Below are 17,921 nucleotides of genomic sequence, written 5' to 3'. Positions count from 1 at the left end.
ACTTACTTCCCACTTAACTTCCCCAAGTGTTATGTTAAGTGGGAAGTTCGGGTTAAGTGTCGGGCGTAAAGGGGCAAAAATGGACGCGGAAGAACTCGCCAGAATCATCACGCAGTTGCGTTTAATCGGAGCAGATCAACAAAATGTCGAAGTCAAGACCGGGGTGGGCAAGTCGGTTTTAGAGACCCTCAGCGCCTTCGCCAATGCGAGTGGAGGGCTGCTGATTTTCGGACTTTCCGAAGCGGACGGTTTTACCCCCGTAGACAAATTCGATGCTCTGGCTGCCCGCAACGCGCTAATCGATCGGTGCTCGCAGATTACCCCGTGCCTGCGCCCGCAGGTCGACATCGTCCCTTTTGAAAATATCCAGTTGTTGGTCGCCACCATCGAGCCGGTGCTGGCTAGTGAACGTCCCGCATACGTGACTGAGAAAGGCGTGTATCGGGGCAGTTATTTGCGGGTCGGTGATGCCGACCAAATGATGCGTAACTATGAAGTTGACCGGCTGTTAGAGGAACAGCATCAACCGCTGTGGGACACCGAATATGTGGAGCTTGCGGGCATCGAGGACCTCGACTCGGTGGCGTTACGGGATTTCTTGACGGGGCAAAAGTCTTTGCGTCCCAAGACTTTTGCACAAGGTGCGGAAACCGCCTATGCGCGTCTGCACGTTGCCAAGGACGGTCACCCGTCGTTGGCTGCGCTGCTGGCTATGGGGGAGTATCCGCAGGAATTTTTCCCGCGTCTCAATGTGACTTTTGGACTGTATCCGGGCACTTCCAAAGGCGATGTCACCAAGGGTTTACGCTTGCTGGAAAGCGCTAATCTCACGGGCTCTATTCCGGAATTAGTGGAGGCGGTTATCGGAAAAGTGCGTGCCAATATGCGCACGGGTGCGCTCATCAATGACGTTTTTCGTAAGGAGCTGCCCGATTATCCCCTGGTTGCGGTGCGCGAAGCTATTGTCAACGCTTTGTTGCACCGGGACTACTCTCCGACCGCGAGGGGGACGCAGGTGCAGGTCAATATGTTTGTAGACAGGTTGGAAATCACAAGTCCGGGTGGTCTGTTCGGGGGTGTTACGGTGGATTCCTTGGGTAAAGATGGACTGAGTTCGACTCGAAATCAGTGGTTGGCGACTTTTTTGGAAAATGTGAGAACTCCCGATGGGGGATTGGTAGCCGAGAACCGCGGCACGGGTTTCGCCGTCATCGAGCAGTCCCTAGCTGATGCGCTGATGCCTCCAGCAAAAGTTCGCGAGAGTCTGACCAGCTTCACTATTATTTTTGAGCGGCGTCATGTTGCCAAGACCGAGACCTATGCGAGTGCAAAGGACCATGTGCTCGCTATTTTGAGTTCGCGCACGACTGGCAGCACCACCGAGATTGTTCAGGCTACGGGGCTAAGTCGCACTGCTGTACAGCGGGCAGTCAATCAGCTGATTGAGGAAGGGTTGGTGGAACCGATGGAACCGGCGCGCAGCCCTAAACAGCGCTATCGAACCCTCTCGGTGCGTTGAGCGGAGCGCATGGGGCAAAAGCGCGCTGTGAAACTTCCCACTTACTTCCCACTTAACTTCCCCAAGTGTTATGTTGAGTGGGAAGTTCGGGTTAAGTACCCGGTGCAAGGGGAGCCAGAGGTCGGTTTACCTGGTCTTATGGCGTCTGGGGTAGTGCAGTTGCCCACTTGTCCTTACCGCGTTCGGCGAAAAACCCTGGATAAAACTAGCGAAAAACTCTGTATAGCCAGGTCGCGCACACCCGGGCGGATGGGGTGATGGTTGTTCCCCTTGCGGCCCTGCGAAACTAAGCCCCGCGTGGTGCTGAGACTTGGCACAGATTCATGAGTGAATTAGTGGTGCGTTAGTTGTATAATAGTGTGCGAGGTGAGTGCAATGGCTACAGCAAATGTGACGATTCGGATGGACACGGAGTTGAAAGCGGCGATGGAAGAACTTTGCCGCGACTTGGGAATGAACATGACCACCGCATTTACAATTTTCGCAAAGAAAGCGACCGGGGAAAACCGCATCCCGTTCGAGGTCTCACGTCCCGACCCGTTTTATAGTGAGTCGAACCTGCGCAATCTGCGCGATGCAAAGTCTGCGCTGGATGCCGGTGAAGGCGTGGAACGCAACCTGATCGAGGCGTGAGGTGCGTCTCGTTTGGTTTGAAGGGGCTTGGGAGGACTACCTGTATTGGTAAACCCAAGACAGCAAGACATTACGCCGAATTAATAAGTTGGTGAAGGATACCCAGCGGGATCCAATTTCTGGATTGGGAAAATCCGAGCCGCTCAAAGGAGAGCTGTCAGGGTGTTTTAGTCGGCGTATAGATGAGAAAAACCGGCTGGTCTATCGTCTTAGAGGAGATACTTTAGAGATTCTGCAGTGCCGAGGACACTACCAGGATTAGCGCTGTCGAGTGGGACCGGAAATGTCGCGCACACCCGGGCGGATGGGGTTGTGGTCGTCCCTCTTGTGGTCCTGCGAAACGAAGCCCCGCCTGGTGGGGCGTGGGGCAACGGACAGGATTTGTTCGGACATGGTGGTCAAGATTTAGTAAAGCGAGGAAAAGATTTGCGCATTGGCAGTCGTATGACCTGCGCTTTGAGGTGCTGACCTGCAATTATGGAAAATCGCTGGGATGTGTGCGAGGTTTCGCTGAAATGATGCTAAAAGTCTCACAATTAAAGGTAGCTAGCCGAACTAAACGCCTGAGTATTCGGAATACTATGCTGTCATCATCCGGAGGGTGCAGCGAGCGAATCCATGGATGGTATTCGAGGAGGAAAAAGTGGAAACATACGGTCACGTCGTTGTGAAGAAAATGCGCCGCGCGGGCATCGTGGGTCTATTTGCGCTCGGTTTAGCTTTTGCGGGCGTCGCCCCGGCGAACGCTCTGCGTGGACCAGACTGGCAGACCAGTGACTTGGGGAAAAATGGCGCAGCGGTGGCTCAGATCGCAGTGCCCCTAGGGGGGAAAGATTTAAAGTACAAGACCTGTACCGGTGTGTTGGTATCCAAAAATGAGGTGTTGACTTCCTCTGACTGTTTCTCCTTTTCTAACGATCCGTATGGAGATATCTTCAACCGCGCTAAGACCAAAATGGAAGATTTGGCTACAAAAACTGCCCGGGTGACATTCGGCAAAGATGCCACAAGCACGACTGATGCGGATAAGCGGGTTTATTTCTCTGTCCGGGTGGAGACTCCGACGCAAACCACTTACGGGCTTTCCATTGTGCAACTTGACCGGGACGTACAGGGAATCTCGCCAGTTACAAAGGCTACGGGAGTCGTGCAAGACGGAACCAGAGTGAACATGGTGGGCTGGGAAACCACAGATTTCGTACCCGCTCCCGGTGCTTCTGCCATCACTATAAATACGAAGGACAAACAGATTGCTTTCCGAGCCACGGGCAAGTACGAGGTGTCCCCGATGACCTGGGAACATTTCCAGGAAACCTCCGGGGCAATTCCTCGGCTCGACATTCCCAGCGCTAGCGATAAGAATGATATTGTCCCGGCCTTCAAGATTGACGGGACTCGCGTATCCAAGGACCCTGTGAAAGAACTGGGTACTCCGGTCATCACTGCAGACGGTAAGCTGCAAGGTCTTTTGGTGGGGTATTCCACGGAGGGTGCTCCAGTATTCATGGACACTGGTGAAGCTAATGTCTCGGACTGGATTTATCGTAAACACGTGCAGCGTGTTCTGGAAAAGAAAGCTAAAGCGTCCAGTGAGGCAGATTTAGTCAAGCAGTACACAGATTTGCGGGATGCACTCTGTTCTCAAGTGACTCCGCCGCCAGCTGGTCCGATAGACGATTTTAAGCACTACGCTGAAACGAACCAGTCTGATACGAAGAACTCGGTCATTTCTCACAACGAGTACATCACTAAGCTTGCTGGTGCGTATCCGACCGTCGCGGGCGAAATTAATCAATCGCTTTACAAATCCCCTACGACTTTGGCTCCAAATTATGAAATTCCGGGGTATCTAGACCCTAAATACATCAAGGATATCGCCAAAGAACCGGCTGAATTGTTGGCAATGTGCACCTCTGCTGATGGTGCTAATCCTCTGGACATGTCGATTATGTACCAGCGCGCCTTAGCTGACCAAAAGGTTTATGACACAGAGCGTGCTGCAGTCCAGAGTAAAATAGACGAAGCTGAAAATGCCAAGAACGAAGCCCAAACTACCTACGACAAGGCTAAGACAACTACTGCGAAAGCTGAGGCGATTTATACTGCGGATCCCGCGGATGCCGCGAACCGTGACGCGTGGAAAGTTGCTGCTGAGGAGGAGAAAAAAGCCAAGGAAGACCTAGATAGCAAGATTAAGGCCTACAAGGTACAACTTGAGATAAAGGAACAAATAGTCAAGCATCTCGATCCGGTTGTGAGTGATGCGGTGGGAGCCGTTAAATCAGGTCTTAACGAAGTGCGTGACAAGGTGGAAACTGCTCAGAATAATTGGCTGAAGGAAGACGATGCCTTTCGGACTAAATACGCCCAAGCAATGACCAACTACCTCAAGGAGCTGAAAAAGCAAGCAGACAATGTGGCTCTCAAAGCGGACAATGCGGCTCACTGCCATGTTGATTCAGTAACGTCAAAGACTGTCTGTGATGCTGGGTATCCAAAGAAGCCTGTTCCAGTTAATCAGACTATTCTTGATAATAACCCCTATAACACCTACCTGACCAAAGGTGCCGCCGAATCAGTAGTACCGCGCAAACTCGATTCCTACTACAAGGCGCTCAACGAAACTGTGCCAATTATGTTGGAGGCACGTTATCAGATTTGGAATATGAATCGGATGACGGAACTGCTCAAGAAGGGTGGGACCCTTAATGATGCTGACCGTGAGGCTATGCGTCAGGAAATCAAGGGCATCTTGGCGAAACAGGCGGATTTGATGAAGCGTATTTCCAATGAATACGGTCAGATGCAGGGATATCATTCCGACTTGGTAAAGATGTATGAAGCTATGCCGGAAAGCTTCAAAAAGATGATGCATGACCAAGGCTATGAGAAGGCAATCAAGGATTATAACAACGCAAACCTGGCCTATAACGGTGCAGAGAGCGACCAGAAAAATTTGCGCGAAGTTCGTGATGAACTGGCTGATCCAAACTTAACGGCTCAGGATATGGACCGTCTGCTTGACAAGACCAATAAGGCCTTCTTTAACCTGACGGATATTCTGAATAAAATTATCAAGTCCTCCGAGGACATGAAAAATCTCAACTCCTACGGAAAGTTAGTCAACGATAAAGTTGTCAAACCCGACCCGAACGACCCGACTGCGGGCATGTCCCCCAAGGAAAAGGAGAAGTACGAGGCTCAGAAGAAGAAGGAAGAGGAAGCCAAGAAGAAGGCCGCTGAGGCTGCCGCTAAGAAGGTCGCGGACGAAGCTAAGAAGGCCCAGGCGGAGCGGGACAAGAAAGCTAAGGCGGACGAAAAGCGCCTGGCCAAGGCCCTGTCGAAGAATACCCTGCGTGCTGAGGGTAGCAACCGGGTGCTGACTGCGATTGCGGCGTGGAAGCTCGGTAAATTCCCTGGGGATTCCATCGTCCTGGTTGATGGGAATGTGGCTGCTGACGGTTTGTCTGCCACGCCGTTTGCTGCCGGGTTGCACGCGCCGATTCTGTTGACCACTTGGAAGACCGGCTTGGAGCCCGCAGTTATGGACCAAATTAAGGCTTCGGGCAAGAAGAACCTGTACTTGGTGGGCGGTCAGGTACCGATGACGCCTTACGACGAGTTTGAACTGCGCGATGCCGGGGTAAACATCCACCGTATTGCCGGACCGGACCGTTTCAACACCGCAGTGGCGGTCAACCGTGCTACGGAACCTCTCATCGGGGCAGCCCCGCACAAGCCGCTGAACCTGTTTATTGCCGATGGCGTCGGCTTCCCGGACGCATTAGTCGCCGGGGCAGCAGCTGGTCGCACTGGTTCGCTGATGCTGCTGAGCAAAGGCAACACCTTGGATCCTGCCACCTACAGCTATATCTCAGAGTTGGGTCAGACCCGCCCGCTGCAGATTACTGCGGTCGGCGGACCGGCAGTGCGCGCGGTGCAAAATACCCCTTGGCCCACGACTATGTCGGTGAATATCAAACCGATCATGGGCAGGGACCGCTATGAAACCGCGGCAAATCTGGCAGCGTCGCAGCCTGGTAGCACGGCTGCGGTACTGGTCAGCGGCGAGACATTCCCCGATGCCCTTTCTGGCGGAGCATTGGCAGCTGATCAAAATGCGGCATTGATTTTGACTCGTGCCAAGGAACTACCGGAGCCGTCCTACCAGGCATTGCGCCGTCACGGTTCGGAAAAGACCATCGTGGTGGGCGGTCCGTCCGCGGTTAGCCCGAAGGTCGCTGAACTGGTGAATGGTGCCAAACTGAACAACGATGCCTCCAAGGTCGTGGAAGGCTCCCTGGCAGAATCAGCCGCCCTGGAAGCGCAAACCAAGGCTGCGGAAGAAAAGGCGAAGCAAGATGCTTTGAACCGCGTCAGGGGCATGATTAAGGACACTGATTCTCTCAAGACCGTAATGAGTCAGCTGGGAGTTTCCGATTTGGATGCCCTGGCTAAAGCATTAAGCGGTAAGGCGAACCCTGTCCCTGAAAAGAAATAAAACTGGCACAATTCAATCACCACCGGACGCGGCAGCGTTCAGGCTGTCGCCTCCTTGGTTTACGCCACAATCCAGTACTGGGTTCAAATACTAGTAATGGCATCCGCTTTCCGGATAGACTCGAAAGGTGAGTGAAAATCAGCCAACCGTACCAGTCTCGAGCGCAGCCGCGAAAGATTCCGCTGTGCCGGGTTCGCTGTGGCTGCGTCTCACGGGACTCGTCGTGATGTTACTGTCCGCGGTGCTGGCAGTAATCTCCATTTTTCATGGAGCGAGCCGTATCGCCGTCCTCGGGTGGGGCGGTTTTCAGCTTCCGTCGCCGCAAGCCTGGTTAGGTTCCGCTGCGGATCCTGTCAAAATCTCGCTTTTTGCCGTCGAAGTGTGGGGCGGAGTCCTGGCGGTATGGGTCACCTATCTGAGTTTGTTCGTCGCGCTTACGGTGTGGGGCTTACCGCGTCTGGGGGATCCAAAAGAACGCACCTCCCTGCAAAATCTGATTGGGGAGGCGATGGGAGTGCTATTTGCTCTGTTAGCTACGGTGGTAGGGTTTGTCACCACCATCAGCGTCAGTAGCGAAGAAATAAAGTCTCTCGGTGTCTCGATGTCGGTGCTGGTCATACCGGTGTTTATCGGCGGAATAGGGATGCTGTACACCACGCTGCGTTCCTTTATCGGGGCATATCGGGTACTTAAAGCAGAGAACCCCACGCCCTCCCCGGCTCCCGCCACCAAAAAACCGTCCCCCCGGCCTTCTGCGACTCGCCGGGGAAAGACCGAGAAGTCTCAACCCACAAAGCGAGGCAAAACGCCCAGCAACACAGCGAAAGTCATTCGAGTGCAGGCGACGGGTCGAAACGTCCCGCGCAAATCGGGCTCTGCGAAAGGCGGCGCGAAATGACAGCAACCGTAATCGTCGTTTTAGCTGTCCTGATAGCGGTGCTGCTCCTGGCTATCCGAGTACCGATCATGTTTGCCCTGGGGGTGCCGGCATTGCTCGGAAATCTGGCGCTCATGACCGGTAACCAAGTAACGGGAGTGGGACTGCGGTCCCTGGTGGGGGCGTTTAATCTGTATTCTTTTTCCGGGGTCATCCTGTGGATGATCATCGGCGGAATCATGGTGGAATCCGGGCTGATGGAGCGGTATTTGTCCGCTCTGCACACTCTGCTGGGACGCCAGGTCACCTGGCAGCGACGGGAGGCCTGGTCCGTTTCGATTCACGGTCTGCCTCTGACCACCGTAGCGTTGTTGCTGGTAGTAGCGGGAGCAGGGTTAGTCGATGACCATTTCCTGCTGTTACTGATGCTGGTTTTGCTGATAATTTTGGCGATTTTCGCGGGACTGGTCGCGATTCTCTCTGCGCCACAGGTCAGCCAAATGACCATGAAAAAAATGCGTTCCGCGGACGGGGAATCTTGGAAACAAACTGCCAAAGCTACCGCGGAAGTGACGGCGGAAGGCACCGTTCATCGCAGTTCGTCAAAGACTCACGCTGCCCTCATCCTGTTGTCTCCCTTCCTTCTGGTTCTCATTTCCATCGTTTTGACTCTCTCCACGCCGATTGGTTTGGCAGATTTGGGGGGAATCGTGTGGGTGGTAGTCATGGTTATGGCGCTGTCTACCAGTGGATATAAGTGGTTGGCAGATGCCGGCTTGCAGGCGGTCTTGAATGTCGCTTACGTGGCATCTACCGCCGCTTCTGCCCTGTGGATGGCTCAGCTCATTAACACCGCGGGCGTCATCCCTGCCGAAGCTGTCTCCAGCGGCTCTGCTATCATCTGGCTACTGTTGGGGGCGGCAGTGTTGTCTTTGCTGCTGGGTGCAGTCCTCGGCTCTGAAGCTGGTGCAGTCATGACGGTAACGCTGCTGGGTCCGTTCCTAACAGCAGGGGTTAACGCCACCTCCATAGCGACCTCCGTGTCCGGTATCTTGCTGACTATGCTCGCTGTCGCTGCCGTCATCGGCGGCATTTTCGCACGAGTTCTGCCTCCGCGGACATCGCCGTGGCCGTTGACTGTCTCTCCTTTGCACTAGTGAGGTCGGACCGGGCACAGGAAAGTCTGGGCTTGGTCGGTTGGCAGGGGTCTGGGATGGGAGTTTTGCGCCAAAGCGGGGTAAGATTAGCAATCGGAGGTTGTGAGTGCTAAGGCTCGTGAGTCAGCATGGCGACTGTCTGGCAAGCTCAGAGAGAAACAGGAGGAACGATGGCAGACAAGGCGGCGGATCGGCGTCTGGGAGTGCTGCGAGCCATCGTTTCTGACTACGTTGAAACCCAAGAACCGGTCGGTTCGAAGTCTCTGGTAGAACGGCACTCACTGGGAGTTTCCGCCGCGACTATCCGCAACGACATGGCGCAGCTGGAGGAAGAAGGTCTGATTCGCCAGCCCCACACTTCTGCCGGTCGTATCCCCACCGACAAGGGCTACCGCTACTTTGTGGATCAAATCGAGGCCATCAAACCACTTTCCGCACCCGAGAGAAAAGCCATCACCGAATTCTTTACTTCCGCGGTGGGACTGGAGGACGTGATGGAGCGTACGGTGCGCCTCTTGGCGCAGATGACGCACCAGACGGCAGTAGTGGAGTTTCCGGCGTTCAATCCTTCCGGGCTGCGCCATTTGGAGCTGGTGCGTTTGGGGGCGGGACCGGACTGCAAAGTATTGGCGATTATTATTTCCGAAACGGGACGGGTGGATCAGATTCTGGTGAACCTTCCTCACGAGGTTAGCGAGGCAGACCTCAGTTCTATCGGCACTCCGCTCACCTCCGTGTTTGCACAGTCGGATATTCCTGCCCAACAGGCTGCTTTGCAAGAATGGCTGGCTACTGTGGGCAATCAAGCCCTGCGAGAAAATGCTACTATTTTGGCACAAAACATCGCGGCGGCCTTGGAGCAAGGTGCGGTAGAGACGCGAATCGTGATGGCAGGAATGGCGAACCTGTCGCGCTCAGGTGCGTTTAACGAAACCCTGACCGCTTTGGTTGAAGCCCTGGAAGAACAGGTCGTGCTGTTGAAACTGTTCGGTGAGATGCGCGAAGCCGAACCGGTGAGCGTGATTATCGGTGAGGAATCTGGTCACGAGGTGTTGAAAGATACCGCCATCGTGTCTTCCAGCTACGCTCCAGCAGGAGCCGGTCAAGCCCACGTGGGGGTGATTGGACCCACTCGCATGGACTATCCTAGCTCGATGAGTTCGGTACGGGCAGTAGCTAGGTATCTGTCACGAATCTTAAACCAGTAAACCAAAGCTATCCGGACCAGTAACCGAGAGAAGCGGACGAAAATAGAGACAAGCAGGAAAGAAAAACTTTGAGCGACTACTATGAAACCCTCGGCGTGAGCCGTAACGCTACACAGGACGAAATTAAGAGTGCCTACCGCAAACTAGCGCGTAAACTGCACCCTGACGTGGCTGGTCCTGAACACGAGGAAGAATTCAAAGAAGTCAGTGCTGCCTACGATGTGTTGGGCAACCCAGAGAAACGCCAGCAATATGACCTGGGTGGTTCCGGGTTCGGTGGGGGCGGATTCAGTGGATTCAATGGAGCCAACGCTGCCGGATTTGGATTTGCGGACATCCTCAATGAGTTCTTTAGTGCCGCTTCGTCCACCAGTGGACCTACACCGCGCGGGGGGCGCGGGCAAGACATCCTGACCACGATTGACGTGGAGCTGAAAGACGTCACGTTTGGCACCGAGCGGGAAATTAAGATTAATACCTTTGTGAAATGTAAGACTTGCAAAGGTAGCTGCTGCGCGACGGGAACCCGCCCTAAAACCTGTTCTACCTGTGGCGGGACCGGTTCTGTGCAACGTATGGCGCGGTCTTTCCTGGGGCAGGTAATGACTACCGCCCCGTGCGGAACCTGTAAAGGTCACGGCACCATCATCGAACGCCCTTGTGCGGATTGCTCCGGGGAAGGACGGGTGCGCGCCACGCGCAACATTAAGGTGGAAATTCCAACCGGGGTGGAAAACGGCACGCGGATTCGTCTCTCTGGTGAAGGCGAAGCGGGACCTGCCGGGGGTGCGTCAGGCGACTTGTACGTGGAAATTCACGAGCTGCCGCACGAAGTCCTGCAGCGCCGTGGCGACGACCTGCACACTTCCTTACGAATTCCCATGACTGCAGCAGCACTGGGCATGGAATTTTCCCTGGAGACCCTGGACGGGACCAAGAAAATCACTGTCGAGGCTGGTTCTCAGCCCGAGTCGGTCATCATTATGAAAGGCTTGGGGGTCGGTAGGCTGCACCGCCAAGGTCGTGGTGATTTGTATGTGCACCTCAATATCGAGGTCCCCACCGGGCTGGATGAACGTCAGCGTGAGCTGCTCAGCGAACTGGCGCGGTTGCGTGGCGAGGAATCCCCGATTCCTGCCGACAGCTCCTCCGGGAACACTGGCGGAGTGCACCGGAAGGGTCGGAAATGACCCGGCAAACGTTCTGGTTTTCGGGTGATAGCGCGGGGGAAGCGGGCACATCACCAGCCACTGAATTTGCGGGTTTGCGCGGTTATCGCGAGGGGGAGGAAATTTCTATAGTTGGCGCGGAGGCTCATCATGCTACGGTCAAGCGACTGCGGTTGGGTGAGGTCGTCGATGTGGTCGACGGGTTGGGCTGGCGCGCTGGGGCAGAAGTCGTTGCGGCTCAGAATTCGAGGTTGCGGTTGCGTCTGCTTGCGGATGCGGTGGCAGACCCCGTGCCGCCCTTGCGTCTCACCCTGATTCAGGCATTAGCCAAGGAAAAACGCGATTTACAGGCGCTGGAATCCGCAGTGGAGATGGGTGCGTGGCGAGTCATCCCCTGGGGGGCTACGCGCTCGGTTTCCCGATGGGATACCGTCACGAAGCGTGCCAAAGGTCGGGAAAAGTGGCGTAATCTGGCGGTTTCTGCTATGAAACAATCACGTCAGGCGAGGCTGGCAGAAGTGTCAGAGTACCTGGAAAGCGGCGGGGACATTGTGCCGGAACCTCAGGGGGCAGAAACTCAGTCGGTGAAACCGGCTGCGAACACGATTTTTTCTGAAGTCGAGGCGATGGTGCAGGGCGGGACCGCAGTGTTCGTCCTACACGAGCTCGCCACGGAGCACCTGGCGCAAATGCTGATTCCTCTGGCACGGGCAGGTCAGACCCCGGAGGACATTGCGGTCATTGTGGGACCAGAAGGTGGTATTACCGCTCCGGAGTTGACGGCTTTCACCGCAGCGGGGGCGCGTCCAGCACTGCTGGGACCGACTGTTTTGCGCTGTTCTTCCGCCGGACCTGCGGCGCTGGCGGTTATTCAATCCCAGCTGGGATCTTGGCGGGGAACGCCGCCAGAGAGTAGGTGACTATGGTCCAGAAACGAGTCACGGTTGAAGTTCCGGAGGAAATCCCGATGATTCAAGTCCTCGGGGTGAATGATGCCAACCTGCACAAATGGGAAGACGAGTTTCCCATGGTTAACTTTTGGGTTGCCGGGAATGAGATTTTTATTCAAGGTCCGGACGTGGACCTGGAACTGGCGGTGCGGACTGTGCAGACACAGTTCACTAAGACTAACAATATAAAACGAATTATACCGGATTATGGTTTTCAAACTAATCAACGCGCTCGGCTCGCTCCGGCACTTTCGGAGCTGCCCGCACGGGCTGCAGACGCCCGGTACCGAGCGGTTTTCGTCAGCCGAGAAAAAGTCATTCGTCCGCAAACGGAGGGTCAAGCCCGCTACGTCAACGACATTAACTCCCACACCATCACTTTTGGTATCGGACCGGCAGGGACAGGAAAAACCTACCTCGCAATGGCTCGCGCCGTAAAAGCGCTGCTGGAAGGGGAAGTGACCCGACTCATATTAACCCGCCCGGCTGTGGAGGCAGGGGAAACCCTGGGGTTCCTGCCCGGCACCTTGACTGACAAAATCGATCCTTACCTGCGCCCGCTCTATGATGCTCTGCGCGAAATGCTCGATACGGGCACCATTAGTCGCATGATGAGCGACGGCACCATCGAAGTCGCTGCCCTGGCGTATATGCGCGGACGCACCTTGAACGGCAGTTTCATCATCCTTGACGAAGCTCAAAACACGACCAGTGAACAGATGAAGATGTTCCTGACCCGCCTGGGCTTCGGCTCCAAGATGGTCGTGACCGGGGACATCACTCAGATAGACCTGCCGTCTCGTCAGCTCTCCGGTCTAAAACAGGTCAGCGAAATCCTCAGCGATGTTCCTGACATTGCGTTTAGCTACCTCAGTGCAGCCGACGTGGTGCGTCACTCGCTGGTCGGGGAAATCATCAACGCTTATGACACCTATGAAAGCCAAACCGTATTGCGCAGCCCACAGGGCTTGGGAAGGAAATAACCATGAGTGTGGAAATCAATAACGAAACCGCGTGGGAACTGGAGATGAGTGAGTTCGTAGACCTGGTGTCGTATTGCCTGGAACAGCTCTATGTGTCTCCCGCCGCTGAGGTCAACATTATGTTTGTAGATATTAAGACCATGACTGACCTGCACGTCAAGTGGATGGATTTGCCCGGTCCCACCGATGTGTTGAGCTTTCCGATGGACGAGCTAACACCGGGGCGCGAGGGGGTGCCCAGTGCCGCCGGGGTGCTGGGGGACATTGTGCTGTGCCCTGACGTCGCCGCGGAACAGGCCCGCGACGCCGGTCACGCTCCTATTGAAGAAATGTTGCTGTTGACGGTTCACGGATTGCTGCACCTGTTGGGATTCGATCACGCCGAGCCGGAAGAAGAAAAAACCATGTTTACCCTGCAACGCAAGCTGCTGTTGAACTTTCTGGCGAATCGGTAGGGGCACTCATGCAGTTTTCCTACATAGCTGGGGTGGTGCTCACACTTATCGCGACAGTGTCTTTCGGGCTGGCGATGCCACTGAGCTTGGGAGAAGGTGCCGTGTCGCGGCTCAGCATCGCCTCGGCGGAAGATTTAGCTGAAGAAGGCGCGAAGCACTCTAGGGAAATAGAGCTGCTGGCGGAGAATCGCCGGGTAGTGCTCTCATCCTTGCGGGCTTGCCGTGCTTTCGTGACGACCGCGGCGGTGGGATGCGGAGCGTTGCTGGGGTCACAGCTGCCTCTTAGCTGGTGGCTGGTGGCGATTCTGGTCGTCGGTGTGGGGACATTGTTGCTGGTGGTGATGACTCTGCCCTGGAATCGGTTGGGGCGGCGCTATCCGAACGTGACAGTGCGTTACCTGGCGCCGTTCCTGGTGACGGCATGGAATGCAGGGAAACCCTTCGGGATGCTATTGAGTATCGCGCGGGGTCCTTCCAGCCAGACCGACCAGGAAGCTCGCGATGAAGTCGCCGAAGACCTGCGCGAAATGGTGGATCAAATGGGAGAGCCGGACACCATCGAGGATGCGGACCGAGAGATGATTTGGTCTGTTTTCGAGATGGGGCGCACTTTGGTGCGCGAAGTCATGGTACCGCGAGTAGACATGGTTACGATTGAATCGGAAAAGACCCTGGACAAGGCTTTGACGTTGTTTGTGCGTTCCAGCTATTCGCGAGTGCCGGTCATTGGTGAAGACGCGGATGACATCCGCGGAATCCTATACCTAAAAGATGTATTGCGTCGCGTCAACTCAGATTCGGCGGCTCGACAGATGACCGCGGAACAGGCTATGCGCGAAGCCAAGTTCATTCCCGAGATGAACCTGGTGGATGACACCCTGCGTGACATGCAGCAGAACAGCTATCACATGGCGGTGCTGGTGGATGAGTATGGTCTCATCGCGGGTCTGGTCACTTTGGAAGACCTGGTCGAGGAAGTCATTGGAGAAGTCTCGGACGAGCATGACCACGCAGAGAAGGAACCCGAATTGCAGCCCGACGGCAGTTGGATTGTCCCGGCGCGGCTGCCTCTGGTCGACCTCAACGATTTGCTGGGCACCGAGATTGACGATGAAGACGTGGATACCGTGGGCGGTCTGCTGACCAAAGCCGTCGGAGTGGTGCCACTGGTGGGGGCGAGTGCCACTGTTGAGGGATTGGAACTGTGTGCGGTCGAGGCAGAAGGGCGCCGCCGCCAGGTCTCAGCTATCTCCGTTCGGCTCGTCCCTCCAGCGCCGGATGAAGAATAGCTACCAAAACCAAAGTTTGAAAGGCAAGAGGATTTAAACCATGAATCAGATAAATTTCCCGGATTTGGATGCCATGGATACCATGGGAGACAACGATACATCTGATTTGGCAGCTTCGGGTCTCTTCACTCGAGATTGGCCCGAGGATTTCCGTGCTGGTTTCGCCGCGGTGATTGGGCGACCCAATGTGGGCAAGTCCACTTTGATTAACGCGATGGTGGGGCGCAAGATTGCCATCACTTCCGACCGTCCGGAGACGACGCGGCGAGTGGCGCGCGGAATTGTGCATCGCCCGGATTTTCAGCTGATTTTGGTTGATACCCCCGGCATTCACCGACCTCGCACCCTGCTGGGACAGCGTCTGAACGACATGGTGGACGACGCTTTTTCGGAAGTCGATGTCGCGGTCTTTTGCGTTCCTGCAGACCAGCCTATCGGTCCGGGCGACCGGCGCATTGTGGAAACCCAACTGAAAACTGCGCATTTTCCCGCTATTGCTGTCGTCACCAAAACCGACGCCGCCTCCCGAGAACAGATTGCCGAACAACTATTGGCAGTTTCACAATTGCACGACTTCGCCGAAATCGTGCCCATTTCAGCCCACCAGGGTACCCAGGTGCAAACACTGATTGACTTGCTGGGGCAGCGCCTGCCCTTGTCACCGCCACTGTATCCCCGAGACCAGGTCACCGATGAGGACGACACCGCGATGATTTCCGAGCTGATTCGAGAAGCTGCGTTGGAAAGCCTGAGCCAGGAACTGCCTCACTCTCTCGCGGTGCAGGTGGAGGAGATTATCAAGCAACCCGGACGCTCCGGGGATGGGGAATTCTGGAAGATTCACGTCAATCTGTTTGTGGAGCGTGACAGCCAAAAAGCCATCGTCATCGGACGTAAGGGTGCGCGGCTCAAAGAAATCGGTACAAAGGCTCGTCCGCAAATTGAATCCTTGGTGGGGCATCACGTGTATTTAGATTTGCATGTGCGGACCGCTAAAGAATGGCAGCGCAATCCAAAAATGTTGAACCGTCTGGGTTTCTAACGTCCTATCGCGCTGCTACGTGAGATTTTATCAGGGGCGGAGCTGAGTTTCCGTACCCTTGCGGCACGACTATACCTGAATCTGTATAATTATTTCTCTCGCATTGTGCTCACTATGTGGGCAAAGACCCCTCTGGTTTCGCCGAATACGCGCCGGATAATTAAAATAACTCCGAGTATTAAAGCAACTCGTTAAGGAGACACCATGACTCGCAAACTCAACAGCGCAACGTCTACTACCGGGAGGAACATGGCAGGCGCTCGCTCCCTGTGGCGCGCTACCGGCATGAAAGATGACGATTTTGGCAAGCCGATTGTCGCGATTGCGAACTCCTTTACTGAGTTTGTGCCCGGTCATATTCACCTGCGCGAGGTTGCGAAGGTCGTAGCTGAAGCGGTGCGCCAAGCTGGTGGCGTGCCGCGCGAATTCAACACCATCGCCATAGATGACGGGATTGCGATGGGTCACGGGGGGATGCTTTATTCCTTGCCCAGTCGCGAAATCATCACTGACTCAGTGGAATACATGGTGCGTGCGCACACCGCGGATGCCCTGGTGTGCATCTCTAACTGCGATAAAATCACCCCCGGAATGCTCAATGCGGCGCTAAAACTCAATATTCCCACCGTCTTCGTCTCGGGTGGTCCGATGGAAGCCGGCAAGGGCGTCCCGGCGGAAGACATCGTCGGACCGTCACGAGGAGGTCGGGGGAGCCTGATTACCGTGATGAACGCTACCGCGAATGACGACATCGACGATGCGGAACTGCACCGGGTGGAAGAAATCTCGTGTCCGACCTGCGGATCTTGCTCAGGAATGTTTACCGCAAACTCGATGAACTGCCTGACCGAGGCGCTGGGCTTAGCGCAGCCGGGCAACGGCTCCACCCTCGCGACTCACGTGGCGCGCCGGGGACTCTTTGCCCGCGCTGGGCAGCTCGTGGTGCAACTCGCGAAGCGCTATTACGAAGACGAGGACGACTCCGTGCTGCCCCGGTCCATTGCCACTAAGGAGGCGTTCGCCAACGCGATGAGCCTGGATATGGCGATGGGCGGCTCCTCCAACACGGTGCTGCACCTGCTGGCAGCTGCCCAGGCAGCCGAACTAGATTTCACGTTGGCAGACATTGCCCAGATTGGTCGCACGGTACCGACCTTGGCAAAGATTGCCCCTAATCACAACGACTATCACATGGAGGACGTCCACCGGGCCGGCGGAGTACCGGCGCTACTGGGCGAACTCGACCGCGCCGGTCTCTTGCAACACAATGTTCACTCCGTGTGCTATCCAGACCTTGCCACCTGGTTGGCAGACTGGGACGTGCGCGGCGGCACCCCCAGCGCGGAAGCCCTCGAATTGTTCCACGCCGCGCCTGGTAACCAGCGCACTATCCACGCGTTTTCTGCCACCGCGCGCTTTGACACGTTGGACACGGATGCGGCTACGGGCTGTATCCGCGACGTGGCGCACGCCTACGTAGCGAAAGGCGGGCTGACGGTGCTGCGCGGGAACCTCGCTCCAGACGGTGCTATCGTGAAAGCCGCAGGTATCGACCCGGAGCTGTTCCACTTCGAAGGTCGCGCCATCGTGATGGAATCCCAGGAAGAAGCGGTAGAAAAAATCCTCGACAAGACCGTGCAGCCCGGAGACGTGGTCGTGATTCGATACGAAGGTCCCGCGGGTGGTCCCGGAATGCAAGAAATGCTCTATCCTACGTCCTTTTTGAAAGGTCGGGGGCTGGGCAAAACCTGCGCGCTCATTACCGACGGTCGATTCTCTGGCGGCACTTCCGGGATTTCCATTGGTCACATTTCCCCCGAAGCGGCCGCGGGCGGGCTAATTGGTCTGATAGAGGACGGCGACAAGATCATTATTGACGTGAACCGAGAGGAACTGACCCTGGACGTGCCGGACGATGAAATCGCGCGCCGTCGCGCAGCGATGGAAGCAAGCCCGCACCCGTGGCAACCTCACCGGGATCGGAAAGTCTCCGATGCTCTCAAGCTCTATGGAGCCACCGCCCTCTCTGCCGATAAAGGCGCAGCTCGTGACGTGAAAGGACTGCTGGCTCGGCTCGGTATGTAAAAGGGCAATTTCGCGAGGACTCAGGTGGTACGATTTTTCCTGAGATATACCGA

At 55.7% G+C, this 17,921-nt stretch carries 13 protein-coding genes and 1 pseudogene; all 14 read left to right on the top strand.

Going from position 1 to position 17,921, the window contains the following annotated elements; genetic code table 11:
* The first annotated feature begins 79 nt into the window (after positions 1–79).
* The 14 genes and pseudogenes from HMPREF0574_RS03320 (at position 80) to ilvD (ending at position 17,868) form a co-directional block, all read left to right on the top strand.
* Positions 80–1,519, top strand: coding sequence for an ATP-binding protein (locus HMPREF0574_RS03320; protein ID WP_036324865.1), 1,440 nt, complete (start codon positions 80–82; stop codon positions 1,517–1,519).
* A 375-nt stretch (positions 1,520–1,894) separates the two neighbouring features.
* Positions 1,895–2,152, top strand: a complete 258-nt coding sequence (locus HMPREF0574_RS03315) for a type II toxin-antitoxin system RelB/DinJ family antitoxin (protein ID WP_004007272.1) — start codon at positions 1,895–1,897, stop codon at positions 2,150–2,152.
* A 67-nt stretch (positions 2,153–2,219) separates the two neighbouring features.
* A pseudogene (locus tag HMPREF0574_RS09405) lies at positions 2,220–2,414 on the top strand (Txe/YoeB family addiction module toxin); the annotation flags it as partial.
* Between the two features lie 381 nt (positions 2,415–2,795).
* On the top strand, positions 2,796–6,653 hold the full coding sequence (locus tag HMPREF0574_RS03310) for a cell wall-binding repeat-containing protein (protein ID WP_236585833.1): 3,858 nt from the start codon (positions 2,796–2,798) through the stop codon (positions 6,651–6,653).
* Between the two features lie 127 nt (positions 6,654–6,780).
* A complete protein-coding gene (locus HMPREF0574_RS03305) occupies positions 6,781–7,551 on the top strand; it encodes a hypothetical protein (RefSeq protein WP_236585834.1) in 771 nt (256 codons plus the stop codon).
* Positions 7,548–8,687, top strand: coding sequence for a hypothetical protein (locus tag HMPREF0574_RS03300; RefSeq protein WP_004007267.1), 1,140 nt, complete (start codon positions 7,548–7,550; stop codon positions 8,685–8,687). The genes HMPREF0574_RS03305 and HMPREF0574_RS03300 overlap by 4 nt, the downstream gene beginning before the upstream one ends.
* Positions 8,688–8,815: 128 nt before the next feature.
* Complete coding sequence (hrcA, locus tag HMPREF0574_RS03295; RefSeq protein WP_004007266.1) at positions 8,816–9,895, top strand: heat-inducible transcriptional repressor HrcA; 1,080 nt, start codon at positions 8,816–8,818, stop codon at positions 9,893–9,895.
* 68 nt (positions 9,896–9,963) lie between these two features.
* Positions 9,964–11,085, top strand: a complete 1,122-nt coding sequence (dnaJ, locus tag HMPREF0574_RS03290; RefSeq protein ID WP_004007265.1) for a molecular chaperone DnaJ — start codon at positions 9,964–9,966, stop codon at positions 11,083–11,085.
* On the top strand, positions 11,082–11,984 hold the full coding sequence (locus HMPREF0574_RS03285) for an RsmE family RNA methyltransferase (RefSeq protein ID WP_004007264.1): 903 nt from the start codon (positions 11,082–11,084) through the stop codon (positions 11,982–11,984). The genes dnaJ and HMPREF0574_RS03285 overlap by 4 nt, the downstream gene beginning before the upstream one ends.
* A gap of 2 nt (positions 11,985–11,986) precedes the next feature.
* Positions 11,987–12,997, top strand: coding sequence for a PhoH family protein (locus HMPREF0574_RS03280; protein ID WP_004007263.1), 1,011 nt, complete (start codon positions 11,987–11,989; stop codon positions 12,995–12,997).
* A 2-nt stretch (positions 12,998–12,999) separates the two neighbouring features.
* Complete coding sequence (gene ybeY, locus HMPREF0574_RS03275; RefSeq protein WP_004007262.1) at positions 13,000–13,452, top strand: rRNA maturation RNase YbeY; 453 nt, start codon at positions 13,000–13,002, stop codon at positions 13,450–13,452.
* An 8-nt stretch (positions 13,453–13,460) separates the two neighbouring features.
* Entirely contained in the window at positions 13,461–14,741 is a 1,281-nt protein-coding gene (locus tag HMPREF0574_RS03270) for a hemolysin family protein (RefSeq protein ID WP_004007261.1), read from the top strand.
* Between the two features lie 40 nt (positions 14,742–14,781).
* Positions 14,782–15,783, top strand: coding sequence for a GTPase Era (gene era, locus HMPREF0574_RS03265; RefSeq protein ID WP_004007260.1), 1,002 nt, complete (start codon positions 14,782–14,784; stop codon positions 15,781–15,783).
* 204 nt (positions 15,784–15,987) lie between these two features.
* Entirely contained in the window at positions 15,988–17,868 is a 1,881-nt protein-coding gene (gene ilvD, locus HMPREF0574_RS03260; RefSeq protein WP_004007259.1) for a dihydroxy-acid dehydratase, read from the top strand.
* Positions 17,869–17,921 lie beyond the last annotated feature (53 nt).

Origin of the sequence: Mobiluncus curtisii subsp. curtisii ATCC 35241 (assembly GCF_000146285.1) — a bacterium.
GTDB lineage: Bacteria > Actinomycetota > Actinomycetes > Actinomycetales > Actinomycetaceae > Mobiluncus > Mobiluncus curtisii.
The sequence above is the reverse complement of the archived record's forward strand: the minus strand, read 5'-3'. Positions and strand labels throughout refer to the sequence as shown.

What these genes read in the sequence shown, in the direction of transcription:
- HMPREF0574_RS03320 (WP_036324865.1), top strand. Translation starts at nt 80, where the DNA reads ATGGACGCGGAAGAACTCGCCAGAATCATCACGCAGTTGCGTTTAATC.
- HMPREF0574_RS03315 (WP_004007272.1), top strand. Translation starts at nt 1,895, where the DNA reads ATGGCTACAGCAAATGTGACGATTCGGATGGACACGGAGTTGAAAGCG.
- HMPREF0574_RS03300 (WP_004007267.1), top strand. Translation starts at nt 7,548, where the DNA reads ATGACAGCAACCGTAATCGTCGTTTTAGCTGTCCTGATAGCGGTGCTG.
- hrcA (WP_004007266.1), top strand. Translation starts at nt 8,816, where the DNA reads ATGGCGACTGTCTGGCAAGCTCAGAGAGAAACAGGAGGAACGATGGCA.
- HMPREF0574_RS03285 (WP_004007264.1), top strand. Translation starts at nt 11,082, where the DNA reads ATGACCCGGCAAACGTTCTGGTTTTCGGGTGATAGCGCGGGGGAAGCG.
- HMPREF0574_RS03280 (WP_004007263.1), top strand. Translation starts at nt 11,987, where the DNA reads ATGGTCCAGAAACGAGTCACGGTTGAAGTTCCGGAGGAAATCCCGATG.
- ybeY (WP_004007262.1), top strand. Translation starts at nt 13,000, where the DNA reads ATGAGTGTGGAAATCAATAACGAAACCGCGTGGGAACTGGAGATGAGT.
- HMPREF0574_RS03270 (WP_004007261.1), top strand. Translation starts at nt 13,461, where the DNA reads ATGCAGTTTTCCTACATAGCTGGGGTGGTGCTCACACTTATCGCGACA.
- era (WP_004007260.1), top strand. Translation starts at nt 14,782, where the DNA reads ATGAATCAGATAAATTTCCCGGATTTGGATGCCATGGATACCATGGGA.
- ilvD (WP_004007259.1), top strand. Translation starts at nt 15,988, where the DNA reads ATGACTCGCAAACTCAACAGCGCAACGTCTACTACCGGGAGGAACATG.